Origin of the sequence: Sporosarcina sp. YIM B06819, from assembly GCF_033485175.1 — a bacterium.
GTDB lineage: Bacteria > Bacillota > Bacilli > Bacillales_A > Planococcaceae > Sporosarcina.
Map to the genome: position 1 here is coordinate 64,829 of NZ_JAWLIQ010000006.1, position 17,395 is coordinate 82,223.

The window sequence follows — 17,395 nt, forward strand, 5'->3', positions numbered from 1 at the left end:
TGAGTAAGGAGTTCAAACTCCTTACTCATTCAAGTTGGCCTCTGGCGGATGTCACAAATTTTGAATTGCCCCGAGCGCAATTCAAAATTTGGACGCAATTTCGCCGCGGCGAAATTGAATCAACTAGCAGACTCCGCTATAATGGATAGTAGATCCTATTTAGAGGAGTGAATGATGCATGGAAGTATTGAAGATTTCCCCGAGAGGGTATTGTTACGGGGTTGTCGATGCAATGATTATTGCGAGAAATGCGGCACTCGACAAAACGTTGCCGAGACCTATTTATATATTGGGTATGATAGTCCATAACAAACATGTTACGGATGCCTTTGAAGAAGACGGTATCATTACGCTCGACGGTGAAAATCGCTTAGAAATTCTCGAAAAAGTGGAGACAGGTACAATTATTTTCACAGCCCACGGCGTTTCACCCGAAGTCCGTGAGCTAGCAAAAAGAAAAGGACTTGTGTCGATTGATGCGACCTGTCCTGATGTCACTGTCACCCATGATTTGATTGAGGAAAAAACGGCAGAGGGCTATGATATTATTTATATTGGTAAAAAGAATCATCCCGAGCCTGAAGGTGCAATCGGTGTCGCACCACACGCGGTTCATTTAATCGAGACACTTACAGACGTTGACAATCTTGACGTCAACAATCGCAAGCTACTTGTCACAAACCAAACGACGATGAGTCAATGGGATGTTGTTCATATTATGGACGCACTGCAAGTGAAATATCCCCATATTGAAGTGCATAAGGAAATTTGCATGGCCACACAGGTACGACAGGAAGCCGTTGCAGAACAAGCGGGGCAATCAGATTTGCTAATTGTTGTGGGAGATCCGAAAAGCAATAACTCGAACCGCCTTACGCAAGTGTCAGTTGAAATTGCCCAGACACCATCGTATCGAATTTCAGATGTATCAGAACTTGATGTCAACTGGTTAACAGGTGTCCAAAAGGTATCCGTGACAGCTGGTGCTTCTACACCTACGCTGATTGTCCGAGAAGTGATTGCCTTCCTTGAGAAGTTTGATGCGGAAGATCCGACAACTCATCACCCAGAGCGCAAATTCCAATTAGAAAAAATTCTGCCGAAAATTAAAAATCCAACACCTGTTGAACGCATTGAACCGTATGCGACCACGTAAAGTGAACCGACCCCATTCGTGAGGTCGGTTTTTTTATCAGATCAATCACGCCTCGGCGTGATTGCGTCCGGATTTTTTTCGAGCTTGGGGCCTACAGGAAGTAGGTCATGCAGTCGTTGCGACAGGACGTCGCGTACTTAGACTGCCTTCTTAAGCTCCCTTAAAAATCCGTGACATCCGCCGGAGGCTTTATCTGGGTTCAGCGGGAGTTTGAACACCCCCTGAACAGGGAACAAAATCGCTAACACCTGCCACCTATAAAAGTGGCAGTCTTCTGCTGAATTCAGATGAAGTGAAATGGTTCAGTAATGACAGCTGATTTGATAAACTTCACATTATAGCGAGCCTCCACACAAGCATCTTGCATATAATCTACGACACCTTCAATCATCACTTTTTCAATATTATGCCCCGGATCAATGACAGCAAGCCCCATTGCTTCAGCATCATGCGCCACATGGTAATATAAATCTCCCGTGACAAGCACATCAGCACCCGCTCTTTTCGCAGCACCGATATATTTATTGCCATCGCCACCAAGAACCGCAACCTTTCGAATTTCCTTATCTGGATTACCCACAAAACGCAAAGCCGGTACTCCAAATACTTGTTTCACATGTTCAGCAAACTGTGCAAGTGTCGTTTGTTTCTCTAACTTGCCAATTCGCCCAAGACCATATTCATTGGTCCGTTGATCAAGGACAAAAAAGTCGTAGGCAGGTTCTTCATAAGGATGTGCGACAAGCATAGCCTTCAGTACTTTATTACGAATAGTACTTGGTAAGACAACTTCAATTTTCTCTTCTTGCACTTGTTCACTTTGACCGATTTCGCCAATATACGGGTCAGCACCTCCAACTGGCGTAAAACGGCCTGTCCCAGATGAACTAAAGCTACAACCCATGTAATCACCAATAGAACCTGCACCCGCTTGTGCCAATGCTTGCCTAAGATCTTCGGCATGTGTAACAGGGCAAAAAACGACTAATTTGTAAAGTGGCTCAGAAAATGTCTGTTCAACGACAGCTGTATCTAGCAATCCCAGTTTTGCAGCTAGCATATCATTGACGCCACCTGGTGCAACATCCAAATTGGTATGCGCTGCGTAGACAGCTATATCGTTTTTAATGCATTTCTCAATCATTCTACCCTGTGGTGTGTCCGTTTGCAGACTTTTTAACGGTCTGAAAATAGGTGGATGATGAGCAATGATAAGATTTGCCCCTTGCTGAATGGCTTCATCAATCACTTCTTCATTGACATCCAACGTAATGAGTACTTTTTCCACTGGTCGATTCAACTGCCCAATATGAAGACCTATGGGATCACCATCCATCGCAAAGCGTTTTGGCGACCATTGTTCAAACAGACCAATAATTTCATGGCCATTGACTTTTTTCATGTCGCCAGCACCTTTCCGACAAAGTCGATATGCGTGAGCAATTCCTGTTTCCTCGCTTGGATAGCCTCTGTTTGTTCTGCCTGTTGAAGAGAGCTAAGCACACGTTGCCATTCCGACAATTCCCTCTCCCACTTTTCCAAAAATACTGCTGATTTGGACTGCAGTAAAAAAGGCCCTACGAGCAGTTGTAATTCGTCGTATGTAGCTGTTCCTCTTTCCAGGACGATGATTTCATAGATTTTGCCATCTTCCTTTAAAATTGCCTCGTTATAAATGATCCAATCATTGGCAACAGCCCACTCACGAATGGCTTTTGCATATATATTCGGCTGCGCAATAATGCGCTTCACACCTCGAAGTCGATTTTTACCACTTTCAAGGATAGTCGCAATGAGTGGTCCACCCATCCCAGCGATTGTTACGGTATCGACCGCATCCCCTTCTTCAATTGCAAACAAGCCATTTGCCAATCGCACCGTCACCGCAGATGATAGGCCTTCACGTCGAACATTTCGCACAGCAGATTCATATGGCCCTTTGACAACTTCTCCAGCAACCGCTTTTTGCACCGTTCCATTATGAACAAGGAAACATGGCAAATAGGCATGATCACTGCCAATGTCTGCAACAACGGCCCCTGTTTCGACAAAAGAAGCGACTGTCGCCAATCTAGTTGATAAACGTTCTGTATTCACATTATCCTCACCTTTCATTGTTAGCATTGTATAAGATATTGTACCATTTTACACTTTAGACAATATAAAAAGCCATCAGTCTACAGAGTTCTTCTGCTGACTGACAGCTCTTTACATCGTAAGAATTATTTAAGTGATAGAATATAATCTGCCATTGCGTCAAGCTCGGCATCTTCTTTGATGATTCCAGCTGGCATTGCGCCTGAACCATTTAGAATGACATTCTTAATTTCATCCTTAGAAAGACTTGTTCCAACTAGTGATGGAGCAGCTCCACCCATACCGCCTGTCAAGTCTCCACCGTGACAGCCGATACATTTACCAACTGCAACTTCAGGATCGAATTCTGCTGATTCAGCAACATCTTCAGTTTTACCTTCTTCACCCTTATTTGCGATCTCTTTTTGTTGATCAAGTCCATAGAGGGACATGAAGAAAATAAGACCAAGCCCAAGCGCAAAAATTAGGATATAAGGTACTACAGGATTTTTACCCATTAAATTACCCTCCTTCATTAAGTTCATTTTCTGTATTAAATACAGTGCACAATTGTTATTGTACTGTATTCAATTGAAAACTGAAAGAGTTATCGATTATCTTTTAAAGCGCTGTAACAATTTCGACAAACTTTTCACCTTAACAGCCAATCAGTCGGGCAATAACCATGCGCTGGACTTCTGAAGTCCCTTCCCCAATTTCCAATAATTTTGCGTCGCGCAAATAGCGTTCGACTTCATATTCTTTCATATAGCCATAGCCGCCATGAATTTGGATGGCTTCCGTCGCTACTTCCATCGCAATTTCTGACGCATAAAGCTTACACATCGATGCTTCCTTTGAAAATGGACGTCCTTGGTCTTTTAACCAAGCTGCTTTATACACCATATTGCGTGCCAGTTCAATTTTCAGCGCCATATCTGCTAATTTAAATTGGGTAATTTGGAATTCGGCTAATGTTTTCCCGAATTGCTTGCGTTCTTTTGAATAACTGAGCGCTCGGTCAAAAGCCGCCTGAGCGATCCCCACAGCCATTGCACCGATACCGATACGTCCACCATCCAATGTGACTAAGAACTGGCGGAAACCGTCGCCTCGCGTCCCTAGCAGGTTTTCTTTAGGCACACGGACATTGTCAAGCACGAGTTCTGTTGTATTGGAAGCATGTAGCCCCATTTTTTCATAATTGTCGATGATGGTAAAACCTTTTGCATCCGTTGGCACGATAATCGCACTAATTTCTTTTTGCCCATTGGTATTCCCCGTAATCGCGGTAATTGCGAGATGCTTAGCATAACTCGCATTTGTGATAAACACCTTCGAACCATTAATGACAAAATCATCGCCATCTTCTTTAGCCGTCGTCTGCGTCCCCCCCGCATCCGAACCAGCATTTGCTTCTGTTAAGCCAAATGCACCAAATGATTCACCTGTACAAATTGGTGTCAAATAACGCTGTTTCTGCTCTTCCGTGCCAAATAAATGCAGCGGTGCTCCCCCAAGCGAAATATGTGCTGAATAAGTAATTCCCGTCGATGCACAAGCACGACTTAATTCCTCGGTCACAATAGCGAAGCTTATGGTATCAGCTCCTGCACCCCCGTATTGCTCCAAAAATGGCAAGCCCATCATCCCCATGTCAGACAGCTGTTGAAAGATGTCTACAGGAAACGCTTTTGTTCGATCACGCACAATAGCACCGGGTGCAACAACGTCATCCGCAAATGCCCGAATCATCTTTTTAATCATCTGCTGTTCTTCTGTCAAATCGAAATTCACAACTTCATCCCCTTCGTTGTAAACGCTTACACTTTAATTATAGCGAATTCGCTACTACTTTCACAACTACTAAAATGAAAGAAGTAGGAATCCAATAATCAATAATATACCCGCGGTTCCGGAGATCGTAAAATACAATAGCTTTAACAGTCGTCCCGCAAACAACCACAGTGAACAGTTCAACATCAGTAACCCAAGAAGTAACATTGTATGCCCTTCAAAAAAGACAAACCATACTTTCAATGACATGATCAGCAGCATAAAAGAAACGATTATGTATAAAAAAGGTGCTAATGCTTGGTTCGCCTTTTTACGTAGAGTTATCAGCAAAAAAGCAACAGCAAGTACTGCCGCCAAAGTCATTGTCATTCCGGGATACTGTGTAAAGATAAACATCCCGGCACTGACGACTACCGCTAATATAGACAGGAAGAAAACTGTCCGATTTAAACTCTTCTTTTCTTTAACAAAAATCGACTCGGAAGCTTTTACTTCCCGCTCATTATCCTCTTCCCCTCGCGCGTAAAGTGTAATGAGAAAATCACAATAATGTGCGGGCAATAATTTATTATGTTTCCAATACTTTATTTCAGAAATAATAATTCGTTTTCGCTGTTGGTTCATAAGATTTATCGCTCCTTGACACTAAAAAATCACCGGCATGATAAATATGCCGGTGTAGTTTTTTTACTCTAGGAAATCCTTCAATCTTTTACTTCTTGATGGGTGGCGCAACTTACGAAGTGCTTTTGCCTCAATTTGACGAATTCGCTCTCTTGTCACACCGAATACTTTTCCAACTTCTTCGAGTGTTCTGGTGCGCCCATCATCCAATCCAAAGCGTAGACGAAGTACATTTTCTTCGCGGTCTGTCAATGTATCGAGTACATCTTCCAACTGTTCTTTTAGTAATTCATAGGCTGCGTGGTCCGACGGAGATTGCGCCTCGGAATCTTCGATGAAATCACCTAGGTGCGAATCGTCTTCCTCCCCAATTGGTGTTTCCAACGACACAGGCTCTTGAGCAATTTTCAAGATTTCACGTACTTTTTCCGCCGTCAAATCCATTTCCTCGCCAATCTCTTCTGGAGACGGTTCGCGTCCAAGATCCTGCAATAATTGACGTTGTACTCGAATGAGCTTATTGATCGTTTCAACCATATGAACAGGAATACGAATCGTACGTGCCTGATCCGCGATAGCACGCGTAATCGCTTGACGAATCCACCAAGTCGCATACGTACTGAACTTGAAGCCTTTCGTATGATCGAACTTTTCAACTGCCTTAATGAGACCCATATTTCCTTCCTGAATCAAATCGAGGAACAACATACCACGCCCTACGTAGCGTTTGGCAATACTGACAACTAGACGAAGATTGGCTTCTGCCAAGCGCTTTTTCGCTTCTTCATCGCCAGCAATAATACGAATGGCTAATTCAACTTCCTCTGCGCCCGTTAACAAGTCTACACGACCAATTTCTTTCAAATACATGCGAACAGGGTCATTGATTTTAACACCCGGCGGTACACTTAGATCATTCAAATCGAACTGCATTTCTTCCGCAGCCGGTTTGCCGCCTTCTTCCCCAGATTCGTCGTCTGCTTTACGGTCCATTTCAATCCCTTGCGCTTCAATCAAATCTAGGAATTCTTCAAACTGTTCTGGCTCCATTTCAAATGCCGCCAATTTTTCCGTCACTTCATCAAGCGTTAGTTCTCCTGATTTCTTTCCGCCCTCTAATAGGTTCGCTTTTGCTTCCTCAATTGTCAATTCGTGTTCCATATCTCCAGCTAATTCTTTTTTACTCATCTTACCCGTTCCTCCTTAGTACACCGGAATACGACTATAATGTCGTCAATGTTTTCCGGAGCTGTATAATTTCCCTGGCCAGCTCCAGCGCCCGGGTATGATCCTTCATCTTTTCTGCTTCTCTCGATTCGTGCATTTTTGCTTGAATGGTTAATTTGATCTGATATTTTTCCAAATGATGAATACAATCATTAATTTCTGCTTGTGCTTGTTCAGGATCTCTTTCCACCATAGCTGCTTCCAAGACAATTTTCCGTAGTTCACGGTCCTCCATCGATTCGGCAAACCTGTGGAAATCCGGAGTTCCATATTGTTCGTAAAATCCCGCAAGTCGTACGAAAATCGCCGTGTAATCATCCCGAATGAACAGATTTTGCTTGTCCTTCTGTAAACGATCAAACAATGCCCCATCATTTAATAAATGATAAAGCAACAAACGCTCGGCTCGTTCCGTACCCGTTTTCTTCTCTTCTCGGACTGGATTATGCACTCGCATTGTCTCTCCGGGGAGTGGCTCTGCTTTCGCTTTTTTCGCCTGATGTCCAGCCATTTTAATAAATTGTTGTTGAATGGCCTCAACAGACACAGCCGTTTCTGTTGAAAGTTGTCGAATATAGAGATCCCGCTCTACCGGCGATGTTCGCAGGGCCAATTCTTCCAGCACTTCATGAATATATTGCAACACATCATTTTCATAAGATAAGTTCTTGGACCGTTTGGCATAAGCCATGATGAATGACATGAATGAATGTGGATTATCGATAACTTTTTCACGAAAAGCTTCGCCACCAAATTGCGTGATATAGTCATCAGGATCCATCTTCCCTGGTAACAGAGCAACTTGAACATCCATTCCTTTTTTCATCGCCATGTCTGCAAAGCGTTTCGCAGCTTCCCAGCCTGCGTCATCACCGTCACAGCAAATGATGATTTCTTTTGCAATTCTTTTTAATTTTAAAAGATGCTTATCGGACAATGCTGTGCCCATAACTGCCACACTATTCGTTACGCCCGCACGATCAGCCGATATCGTATCCATAAATCCTTCAAACAGTATTACTTTACCCGATTTTCGTACGTTAAGACGTGCATTATGAAAATTGTACAGAATATGACTTTTTTCGAATATCGGGGTTTCAGGACTATTCAAATATTTCGCTTCCTGTTTTGAGCCGGATAAAATCCGTCCCGAGAACCCTACAACGTTTCCATTATCGTCACGTAGCGGGAACATGATACGCCCACGGAATCGGTCAAAATAGCCTGTCCCATCATCTTTCATAATAGACAGCCCTGCACGTTCCATATCTTTCATATCGAAATTTTTTCGTTTCAAGAGGCTTGTCAATGCTTCCCAATCATTGAGTGACCATCCTATACCATATTTTTCGATACTATCCCTCGTAAATCCTCTTTTTTCAAGATATTGCAACGCTTCTTCGCCTTCCACAGTGTTTAGCAGTAAATGACTGTAAAAGTTTGCCGCAAGGGCATGTGCTTCAATCATAGACTTAAATTCATGACGGGGTTGCGCTTCGGTTTCATCACCAATAACTGCATCAATTTCAATGCCAGTACGACCAGCTAATTTGACAACCGCTTCCGTAAACGGACTATTTTCGATATCCATGACAAATGTAATCGCGTTGCCACTTGCACCGCAACCAAAACAATGGAATAGTTGCTTATCCTCGGAAACTGAAAAGGAAGGTGTACTTTCACCGTGAAACGGACAAAGCCCAAACCAGTTCTTTCCCCTTTTCGTCAATTGCACGTATTCACCGATCAAATCTACAATATCGGTCTTCGAGCGGACAGCTTCAATTGTTTCTTCTGGTATTTTCGTCAACGTATCACCATTTTCCACTCTATCTAATTACTTATTTCGAGAAATTCTTCAAAAATCCTTTGTATTCGACAAAATATTTTCGATTATACTCCGAAACTATTATTTTACACTAATACAAAGGCTTTTGCTCTAAATTAATGTTATTCCCTAAAATGATTATCAGTATCCGTAAAAGAAGAACCTTCCCACGGGAGTGGGCGGTCCTTCTTATTGCTACTGCTGAGATTCAATCGCTTACCGATTATAATTTGCAATTTCACTAAGGATAACGTTTGCCGTTTCTTCGACAGCCCGGTTTGTCACATCGATGACTTTGCAACCAATTTTCGAGACAATTTTGTTAAAATGAATAATTTCATTGTCAATTCGCTCGATTCTAGCATAACTGGCATCATCTTTTAAACCGAGTGCTATAAGTCTCTCTTTACGGATAGAGTTTAGTTTTTCGGAAGAAATAACAAGGCCGAAGCATTTCTCGGGTTTAATCATAAATAATTCTTCCGGCGGATCCACTTCAGGCACAAGTGGAACATTCGCTACTTTATAACGTTTATGTGCTAAGTATTGTGATAATGGTGTTTTCGATGTTCTTGAAACACCAACCAACACGATATCCGCTTTCAAAATCCCACGTGGATCTCGTCCATCATCGTATTTGACAGCAAACTCAATCGCTTCGATTTTCTTGAAATAATCATCATCTAGTTGTCGAACAAGTCCCGGCTCTTCAAGTGGTTTTTCACCTAGCTCTGCACCGATTTTATCAACAACTGGTCCTAGCAAATCAATGCATTGCACACCATAGGATAGGCAATGCTCTTGTATTTTTAGACGCATTCCATTTTTCACAAGTGTATAGATAATGATAGCATCTTGACTTTTCGCTAAAAAAGCAATTTCATTGAGCTGTGATTCATCTTCGATATGTGAAAATCTTTTCATCGAAACGGCTTCAAGACCTTGTCTGAATTGACTGGCAGCTGCTTTAGCAACTAAATCAGCTGTTTCACCAACAGAGTCAGAGACGATGAATAATGTTAACTTTCCCACTTGTATCCCCCTCATAATTCATGGTCATCCGAAAGTGACAGGAAAGCTGCGGTAATATTCGTTTTCGTAATTCTACCGACTACTTCAAGTCCTTCTCCTTTGTCATCGACAACGGGTAAAGAATCAATTTGCTTGTCTATCATTTTCTTCGCCACATGTAGTAGCGTATCCTGCTTATTGCAATACGTAATATTCGGCATGCGTGTCATAATGACGTGAACTGGAATTTTATCCAAATCATTATTACCAAGGCTCGTTCGCAACAAATCTTTTCTGGAAAGAACTCCAGTCAGTAGAGAAGTTCCGCTCACAACAAAAAGTGTTCCAACGTCTTCTAAAAACATATGACAAATCGCATCATAGACTGAAGTGTTTTCTGAAACCACAATCGGGATGGATTGGAAATCACGCACTTTCATACCTACCATACTATCAGCAACCGATTGGACAGGTTTCTTTCCTGAATAGAAATAGCCGACACGAGGTCTAGCATCCAAATAGCCTGCCATTGTTAAGATTGCTAAATCTGGGCGGATTGTAGCCCTTGCCAACGTAAGTCGTTCTGCAATTTGTTCGCCAGTTATGGGTCCATCCGCTTTGACGATTGCAAGAATCTCCGTCTGGCGCTTATTCAGTTCCATATGTGTCACCGCCCTAATCGTTCAATTCTTTATCCTCGATTATTATATACGAAGACGTGCACTATTGCGAAGAAAGCGGAACCGTGCTACACTAAAAAAGAATTGAATAGGCGGAGACAGGACGATAAGTAGTGTCAATTGAAGCGAACGGGGACAGTGAAAGCCCGTACTGACATGAAACGGCATCCTCGAGCCATTGCACTATGAAGTGGACCTTATCAAAGGTCAAACAGGGTGGAACCGCGGGTAATCATGCACTCGTCCCTGGACATTATGTCCAGGGATGGGTGCTTTTTATTTTGGTGCAGCATAAGCCCCCTGCTGAACCAAAATAAAGCCTTCGGCGGATGTCACAGATTTTGAGGGGTATTAATTGAGCAAGCTCAATTCAAAATCTGGACACAAATCCGCCAAGGCGTATTTGATTAATAATTGGAGGGATTTACTATGACAATTTCGATGGAAAAAGTAGTTAATTTGGCAAAACAGCGTGGATTTGTGTTCCCAGGCTCTGAGATTTACGGAGGTTTGGCGAATACGTGGGATTACGGTCCACTTGGGATCGAATTGAAAAACAACGTAAAAAAAGCTTGGTGGCAGAAATTTGTTCAAGAGTCACCGTATAACGTCGGACTTGACGCAGCAATTTTAATGAACCCGAAAGTATGGGAAGCTTCAGGCCATATTGGAAATTTCAATGATCCGATGATTGACTGTAAAAAATGTAAAACACGTCACCGTGCAGACAAATTGATTGAAGATGCACTTGATGCAAAAGGTATTGAACTGGTTGTTGACGGTCTTTCTTTCGATAAGATGGCTGAGCTTGTTCAAGACCATGATGTTGTGTGCCCTACATGTGGAGCGATGGACTACACGGAAATTCGTCAGTTCAACTTGATGTTTAAAACGTCACAAGGTGTGACGGATTCATCAGCAAACGAAATTTTCCTACGTCCTGAAACAGCACAAGGGATTTTCGTTAACTTTAAAAATGTTCAGCGTTCAATGCGCAAGAAAATGCCTTTCGGGATTGCACAAATCGGTAAAAGTTTCCGTAACGAAATTACACCAGGTAACTTCACATTCCGTACACGCGAGTTTGAACAAATGGAGCTTGAATTCTTCTGTAAGCCTGGCGAAGATATGAAATGGTATGAGTTCTGGCGCGATTATTCTAAGAACTTCTTGTTAAACCTTGGGATGTCTGAGGATGCTATGCGTTTACGTGAGCATAATGAAGATGAACTTTCCCATTACTCAAAAGGGACTGTCGACATTGAATACAAATTCCCATTTGGCTGGGGCGAACTATGGGGTATTGCGAACCGTACAGACTTCGACTTGAATCGCCATATGGAGCATTCAGGTGAGGATTTCCACTACCAAGACCCTATCACGAATGAAAAATTCGTACCATATTGCATCGAGCCATCTCTTGGAGCAGACCGCGTAACACTTGCGTTCCTATGCGACGCTTATGATGAAGAAGAATTGGAAAATGACGACAAACGTACAGTTCTTCGCTTCCACCCTGCCCTTGCGCCTGTAAAAGCTGCGGTTCTTCCTTTATCGAAAAAGTTGGCAGATAGCGCTGGTGACGTTTACGCACAGTTGGCGAAGCATTTCAATGTTCAATACGATGATTCTCAATCTATTGGCAGACGCTACCGCCGTCAAGACGAAATTGGTACACCTTTCTGTATCACGTATGACTTCGATTCTGAAGAAGATCGCCAAGTAACAGTACGTCACCGCGATTCAATGGAACAAGTCCGTATGCCAATTGCAGATGTAAAAGAATATATTGCAAAACATCTTGAGTTTTAAGTTAAAAAATAATTTTTGAAAAACCGGAGAAACAAGGGCACTACTCCCCTTGTTCTTCCGGTTTTTCTTGTCGTGGCAGCAATTCAGGTGTGGATTCAAGTTGATCGAGGAAAGACCTCGATTTCAAGCGAATACCAACCTGTTCATCATAAATCGTGCGCACGAGTTTTTTCATAAATTGCTTCGTCGTTTTTTTCAAGGTCAAGTTGCCGACCCTGTTAATCGGAACTGTGTAAAATGTCCGAATAAGCTTCAATTGAGTAGGTGAAATTCGAATGATATAGCGATCGGTATGGAAACAGCGATGGCAGAGAAAACCGATTTCCTTAAAAGAAAATGCAAATTCCCCTTCCGTTGCCCCGCAATTCGCGCACTGATGCAAAACGGGGTGAATCCCCGCTACCGGCAGCATTTTCCACTCCACAAACAAAGCAATTGCTTCAGGATCATATTGTTCATTGATGGCATGAAGCGCCTCGTGCAATAGTCCGTAAATCCCCTCAGAGCGCTCTCCGTCTTCCGTCAAACGGTCAATTAACTCAACAACATAACTCGCATAAGCCGTCGCTTCAAGATCTTCACGAATATGACGCATCGAGTCGATTGGCTCGCCTTGTTCAAGCGTCCCCATTCCCCTTCCTTTTCGGATGAGAAATGAACCATGCGTAAATGGCTGTGTAATAGCGGCGAGTCGACTGGTTGGTTTTTTAGCACCTCTAGCCATCGCCGTCAGCTTACCGGCTTCTCTTGTGTAAAGCGTCACAATTTTGTTCGACTCGCCATATGGCATACTTCTTAAAATGATACCTTCCCATTTATTCAGCAAGGTCATCACACCAACTTCGTCTTGTTATTAATATTCGTCTTCTCTAAAACCAAATTCCTTCAATTGGCCAGGCTTATTGCGCCAGTCTTTCTGCACTTTCACCCATAACTCCAAAAATACTTTTGAACCAAGCAACATCTCAATATCATATCGCGCTTTCGTTCCGATTTCTTTTAGCAAAGCACCTTTTTTCCCAATCACGATGCCTTTTTGAGAATCACGGTCCACCACAATCGTTGCCATGACATTAACCATTTCGCGCGCTTCTTCACGCTCAATTTTCTCAATAACAACCGCAATCGAATGAGGAATTTCTTCCCGTGTCAAATGCAACACCTTTTCACGAATCAATTCAGAAATGATGAAACGCTCTGGGTGATCTGTTACCTGATCGTCCGGATAATATTTTGGCCCTTCCGGCAAATACTTCGTCAACGTCTCATTTAAACGTTCTATGTTATTACCATTCATTGCAGAAATTGGGACGATCTCTGCAAAATTGTATTCTGATGTATAGGAAGTAATAATTTTCAACAGTTCGTCTGGGTGAACCAAATCGATTTTATTGATGATCAAAAAGACAGGTGTCTGTGTATGTTCAAGCATTTCGATAATAAAACGGTCTCCACGGCCAATCGCTTCGTCTGCATTGACCATGAACATAATAACGTCGACTTCCTTCAACGTATTGCGTGCCGTTTTCACCATGAAATCGCCTAGTTTATGCTTTGGCTTATGGATGCCTGGCGTATCGATAAAGATAAATTGTGAGTCATCTGTCGTGACAACGCCTTGTACTTTGTTACGCGTAGTCTGTGGCTTGTCACTCATAATGGCAATTTTTTGTCCAACAGCACGGTTCAAAAATGTCGATTTCCCCACATTTGGGCGACCAATAATAGAAATAAAGCCAGACTTGAATGATTTATTGTTTTGCTGCATAAGAAAGATCCTCCTTGGAAAACGCGCCGGGCAACAATTCTGCAACCGTTGTTTCTAGGACGTCCCCTTTTAAATTTGTTAAATAGACGGGCATAGAGCCCTCACAAAATTCCGCTATGACTTGTCGACATGCACCACACGGGGATATCGGGCCTTCTGTATCACCAACAACCGCCAATGCCTTGAATGTGTTAACACCTTCCGAAACGGCTTTAAAAAACGCCGTACGTTCCGCACAATTCGTCATGCTATACGATGAGTTTTCAATATTACATCCATGATAGACAGTCCCGTCTTCAGCAACTAATGCCGCCCCGACTGGGAATTTAGAATACGGGACATACGCTTTATCCCGTGCTTTTTTTGATTCAGCTATTAATTTTTCTATCTCCATACTTACACTCTCCTAATTAAACCATTTCGGTACAAAAATCAACCACCCAATCACCGCACTTATCATTGCATAAATCAGCACAGCACCTGCAGCCAGATCCTTCGCATACTTGGCAAGTGGGTGACTTTCTGTTGTGACAAGGTCCACTACGCGTTCAATAGCTGCATTCATCATTTCAAGGGCTAGCATCCCACCGATTAACAGTAGAACGATACACCATTCCAGCACTGACAAGCCAGTAATTAGACCTGCTAGCATAACAACAACGGTAGCCAGTAGATGGAATTTCACATTGCGCTCAGCCTTTACGCCATAAAGAATGCCACTCCATGCGTAATTAAATGCCTTGAAGAACTTACGCATGGCTTCACCTCTCGAGCCCGAATGTTGCAAGAATATCCTTTTGCCTTTTGAACATCACTGTTTCATCTTCCTCGGTCATGTGATCATATCCTAGCAAGTGGAGGAAGCCATGAAGCGCAAGGAAGCCGATTTCACGATTAAAATCATGCCCGTATTCCTCTGCTTGTCTGCTCGTCGTTTCCACTGAAATAATGATATCACCTAAAACAGTTGGCATGCCCTCTTCTACAACAATTGCCACTTCACCTTCCGTCATTTCTTCCAGTGCAAACGAAATAACATCCGTCGGCACGTCCTTGCCACGATACTCCGCATTCACTTGTTGAATCGCCTCGTCCGTCATAAATGTCACCGATACTTCCAGTTCACCCGACAATGCTTCTTCTTGCGCCGCATGATTTAATAATTTGCGAATCATTTCTTCAACCTCGGTATCAATCGTAGCTGTTTCGTCATCAAAATAAATGTCTAGCATGTATCTATTCTCCTTTCGTACTTAATCCGGGTATTCAATCCGATTATGGAATGTACCATTTAATGTTTCGCAGATGACCTTCTCCGCTTTCTTCAATTCTTTCATAGATAAATCGCATTCATCGAACTGACCATCATTCAATCGATCATTGACAATCGCCCGTACAAGTCCAGCAATTTTTTGCGGGGTAGGTTCTTTCATGGAACGAACCGCAGCCTCCACACTATCTGCAATCGAAATAATCGCAATTTCTTTTGTTTGCGGCTTTGGGCCTGGGTAACGAAACGCTTCTTCCACGACATCCTTGCCAGATTCTTTTGCTTTTACGAAAAAATACTTCAATGTACTCGTGCCGTGGTGTTGACGTGCAATATCGATGATTTCTTGCGGCATTTTATACTTCTCAAGCAGCTTTGCGCCCTCTTCAGCATGGGCAATAATAATATCACGGCTTTTTTCCGGTGGCAATGCATCATGTGGATTTTGTCCAGCATGCTGATTCTCAATAAAAAATCCAGGTCTAATTGTCTTCCCGATATCATGGTAATAACTACCAACCCTAGCGAGTAAGCCATTTGCGCCAATCGCTTCGCAAGCTGCGTCAGAAAGATTGGCAACCATTATGCTATGATGATAGGTCCCCGGTGTTTCAATTAACACTTTTTTCAAAAGCGGATGGTTCGGGTTCGATAATTCAATCAGTTTCATGTCCGACAATAATCCGAAAGCTGATTCGAAAAATGGCATCAAACCAATCGTCAAGGCGCCCGATAGAATTCCAGATGCAATCGCAGCGATTAGATAAAAGCCAAGTTCAGACAAATTATAAGCAGATTGAGTCATCAATAAGTAAAAAGCAATGAATAGCATATTGGACGTCGCAACACCTGCACTAGTCCGCAAGATAGTTGAACGTCTCCCTCCATTACCTAGCAAATAAAGGCTCACAACGCCTCCAAACAGTATGTACAGTGCCACTTCCATTTGAATGATAGCAGCAAATCCTTCCTGTAACATAACACCCGCAGTAGCAGCAGTAATGATCGTCATCATGATGGCAAGGCGTTCGTTTGTCAACAATTTCACTAGCATCGGTGCAAGCGCTGTGGGGAACAGGAATGCCAATAATACATCAAAGTCTTTATCAATCAATGCAATCAATTTCATTAAAATGACAAGTAGGAAAAAAACAGACAGAACGATGACTAAGGCTTTTTTCTTTACAGAACTATGTTCTTGCCAAGTGTTGAAATGCATAAAAATGATTGCTGTAATGATCAATACAAAGAGCGCAAGACCTGCAAATGGCTTAACCGATGACTGATTGGTTAATAACCCTGTCAGTTCCAGTTGTCGATAAATTTCCTTGTCAATCATTTGCCCTTCCCGAACAATAACTTGTCCTTGTAAAATCCGCGTAGGCTCAACTGCAGCTCTTGCTTGCTCAATTCCAGCCTCAGTCGCTTCCACATTTATCGTTTCTGTTTCGACAACCAATAATCGTCCAAGTGTTAAAATGATTGGCTGAACAGACGATGGAATCGCATCTGCAAGTCGAATTTTCTGCTCTACTTCATAGCGAATCGCCGAGAGATCTGCCTTGCGGATCGGCTTCGATAATTCTTCACCTATAATGGTTGCCAAGACGTTTTGGATGTCCTCTAACACATCAGTCTTTTGTGCTAATAAGGCAGAAATAGCATCATCGCTTAATCGTAGACCTGGTTCTTCCTTTTCCAGATTACCTAGCTTTTTACGCACTTCAGCAATTTGTTTTTTATTATCAAAAATAGAGTCGTCGCTACCAAACTGCACTGGCTCTCCCATCTGTTTGACATCGATGAGAATATCGAAAATGGACGAGGCAATTGCTTGCCGATTCGTTGCGACATCCTTCGATAATTGGTAGACGGGCGTCACTTCACGTGCAGCCCGCTCTCTATCCTGATCCGTTTTCACCGTGTCCTCAACTGTTTTGATAGATCGGATTGTATCGGGTGAAATTTGTAACGACTCCAACTCATACGTTTCTTTCTTCACACTTCCATACATAATAGAAAACAGGAGTATTCCAGACAATCCGATAAGGAAGATGGCTAGATAATTAAATTTCAGTGAGAGTAAAAACTTCCTAATTGGCTGCAACATTAAATATCCCCCATTTCTCTCTCTAGTTGGTAGTCG

The 17,395-nt window shown here is 42.7% G+C and carries 17 protein-coding genes; 2 read left to right on the top strand and 15 right to left on the bottom strand.

The features are described 5' to 3' along the window. The first annotated feature begins 178 nt into the window (after positions 1–178). A complete protein-coding gene (locus R2B72_RS04310) occupies positions 179–1,156 on the top strand; it encodes a 4-hydroxy-3-methylbut-2-enyl diphosphate reductase (protein ID WP_318615049.1) in 978 nt (325 codons plus the stop codon). A gap of 283 nt (positions 1,157–1,439) precedes the next feature. On the opposite strand, the gene R2B72_RS04315 is transcribed toward R2B72_RS04310, so the two are convergent. The 9 genes from R2B72_RS04315 to R2B72_RS04355 form a co-directional block, all read right to left on the bottom strand. Then, positions 1,440–2,558 (bottom strand): Nif3-like dinuclear metal center hexameric protein, encoded by a 1,119-nt coding sequence (locus R2B72_RS04315; protein WP_318615050.1) that lies wholly within the window; start codon positions 2,556–2,558, stop codon positions 1,440–1,442. Continuing rightward, the gene (locus R2B72_RS04320) at positions 2,555–3,253 is read right to left on the bottom strand and encodes a tRNA (adenine(22)-N(1))-methyltransferase TrmK (protein WP_318615051.1); all 699 of its coding nucleotides are present in this window, start codon (positions 3,251–3,253) and stop codon (positions 2,555–2,557) included. Before R2B72_RS04320 ends, R2B72_RS04315 begins: the two co-directional genes overlap by 4 nt. Before the next feature lie 125 nt (positions 3,254–3,378). After that, positions 3,379–3,750 (bottom strand): cytochrome c550, encoded by a 372-nt coding sequence (gene cccA, locus R2B72_RS04325; RefSeq protein WP_318615052.1) that lies wholly within the window; start codon positions 3,748–3,750, stop codon positions 3,379–3,381. Positions 3,751–3,889: 139 nt separating this feature from the next. Beyond that, a complete protein-coding gene (locus tag R2B72_RS04330; protein WP_318615053.1) occupies positions 3,890–5,029 on the bottom strand; it encodes an acyl-CoA dehydrogenase family protein in 1,140 nt (379 codons plus the stop codon). Positions 5,030–5,098: 69 nt separating this feature from the next. Then, entirely contained in the window at positions 5,099–5,653 is a 555-nt protein-coding gene (locus R2B72_RS04335; protein WP_318615054.1) for a hypothetical protein, read from the bottom strand. Between the two features lie 63 nt (positions 5,654–5,716). Next, a complete protein-coding gene (rpoD, locus tag R2B72_RS04340) occupies positions 5,717–6,841 on the bottom strand; it encodes an RNA polymerase sigma factor RpoD (protein ID WP_318615055.1) in 1,125 nt (374 codons plus the stop codon). A 34-nt stretch (positions 6,842–6,875) separates the two neighbouring features. Then, positions 6,876–8,690 (bottom strand): DNA primase, encoded by a 1,815-nt coding sequence (gene dnaG, locus R2B72_RS04345; protein WP_318615056.1) that lies wholly within the window; start codon positions 8,688–8,690, stop codon positions 6,876–6,878. Between the two features lie 234 nt (positions 8,691–8,924). After that, positions 8,925–9,740 carry a pyruvate, water dikinase regulatory protein gene (locus R2B72_RS04350; protein WP_318615057.1) on the bottom strand — a complete coding sequence of 272 codons (816 nt, stop codon included), beginning with the start codon at positions 9,738–9,740 and terminating at the stop codon, positions 8,925–8,927. Between the two features lie 11 nt (positions 9,741–9,751). Then, positions 9,752–10,390, bottom strand: coding sequence for a helix-turn-helix transcriptional regulator (locus tag R2B72_RS04355; protein WP_318615059.1), 639 nt, complete (start codon positions 10,388–10,390; stop codon positions 9,752–9,754). 438 nt (positions 10,391–10,828) lie between these two features. Here R2B72_RS04355 and R2B72_RS04360 point away from each other — a divergent pair, with 438 nt between their 5' ends. Beyond that, entirely contained in the window at positions 10,829–12,211 is a 1,383-nt protein-coding gene (locus tag R2B72_RS04360; RefSeq protein WP_318615061.1) for a glycine--tRNA ligase, read from the top strand. A 40-nt stretch (positions 12,212–12,251) separates the two neighbouring features. Here R2B72_RS04360 and recO read toward each other — a convergent pair whose 3' ends face one another. Genes recO through R2B72_RS04390 form a run of 6 tightly spaced genes read right to left on the bottom strand, consistent with a single transcriptional unit; the run spans position 12,252 to position 17,359 of the window. Next, positions 12,252–13,037 carry a DNA repair protein RecO gene (gene recO, locus R2B72_RS04365; protein ID WP_318615062.1) on the bottom strand — a complete coding sequence of 262 codons (786 nt, stop codon included), beginning with the start codon at positions 13,035–13,037 and terminating at the stop codon, positions 12,252–12,254. Positions 13,038–13,064: 27 nt separating this feature from the next. Further along, positions 13,065–13,979, bottom strand: coding sequence for a GTPase Era (gene era / locus R2B72_RS04370; protein ID WP_318615063.1), 915 nt, complete (start codon positions 13,977–13,979; stop codon positions 13,065–13,067). Then, entirely contained in the window at positions 13,963–14,373 is a 411-nt protein-coding gene (locus R2B72_RS04375; RefSeq protein WP_318615064.1) for a cytidine deaminase, read from the bottom strand. The genes era and R2B72_RS04375 overlap by 17 nt, the downstream gene beginning before the upstream one ends. A gap of 12 nt (positions 14,374–14,385) precedes the next feature. Then, positions 14,386–14,736 (bottom strand): diacylglycerol kinase family protein, encoded by a 351-nt coding sequence (locus tag R2B72_RS04380; protein WP_318615065.1) that lies wholly within the window; start codon positions 14,734–14,736, stop codon positions 14,386–14,388. A 4-nt stretch (positions 14,737–14,740) separates the two neighbouring features. Further along, positions 14,741–15,211 (bottom strand): rRNA maturation RNase YbeY, encoded by a 471-nt coding sequence (gene ybeY, locus R2B72_RS04385; protein WP_318615066.1) that lies wholly within the window; start codon positions 15,209–15,211, stop codon positions 14,741–14,743. A gap of 21 nt (positions 15,212–15,232) precedes the next feature. Continuing rightward, the gene (locus R2B72_RS04390) at positions 15,233–17,359 is read right to left on the bottom strand and encodes an HDIG domain-containing metalloprotein (protein WP_318615068.1); all 2,127 of its coding nucleotides are present in this window, start codon (positions 17,357–17,359) and stop codon (positions 15,233–15,235) included. Positions 17,360–17,395: the final 36 nt, after the last annotated feature.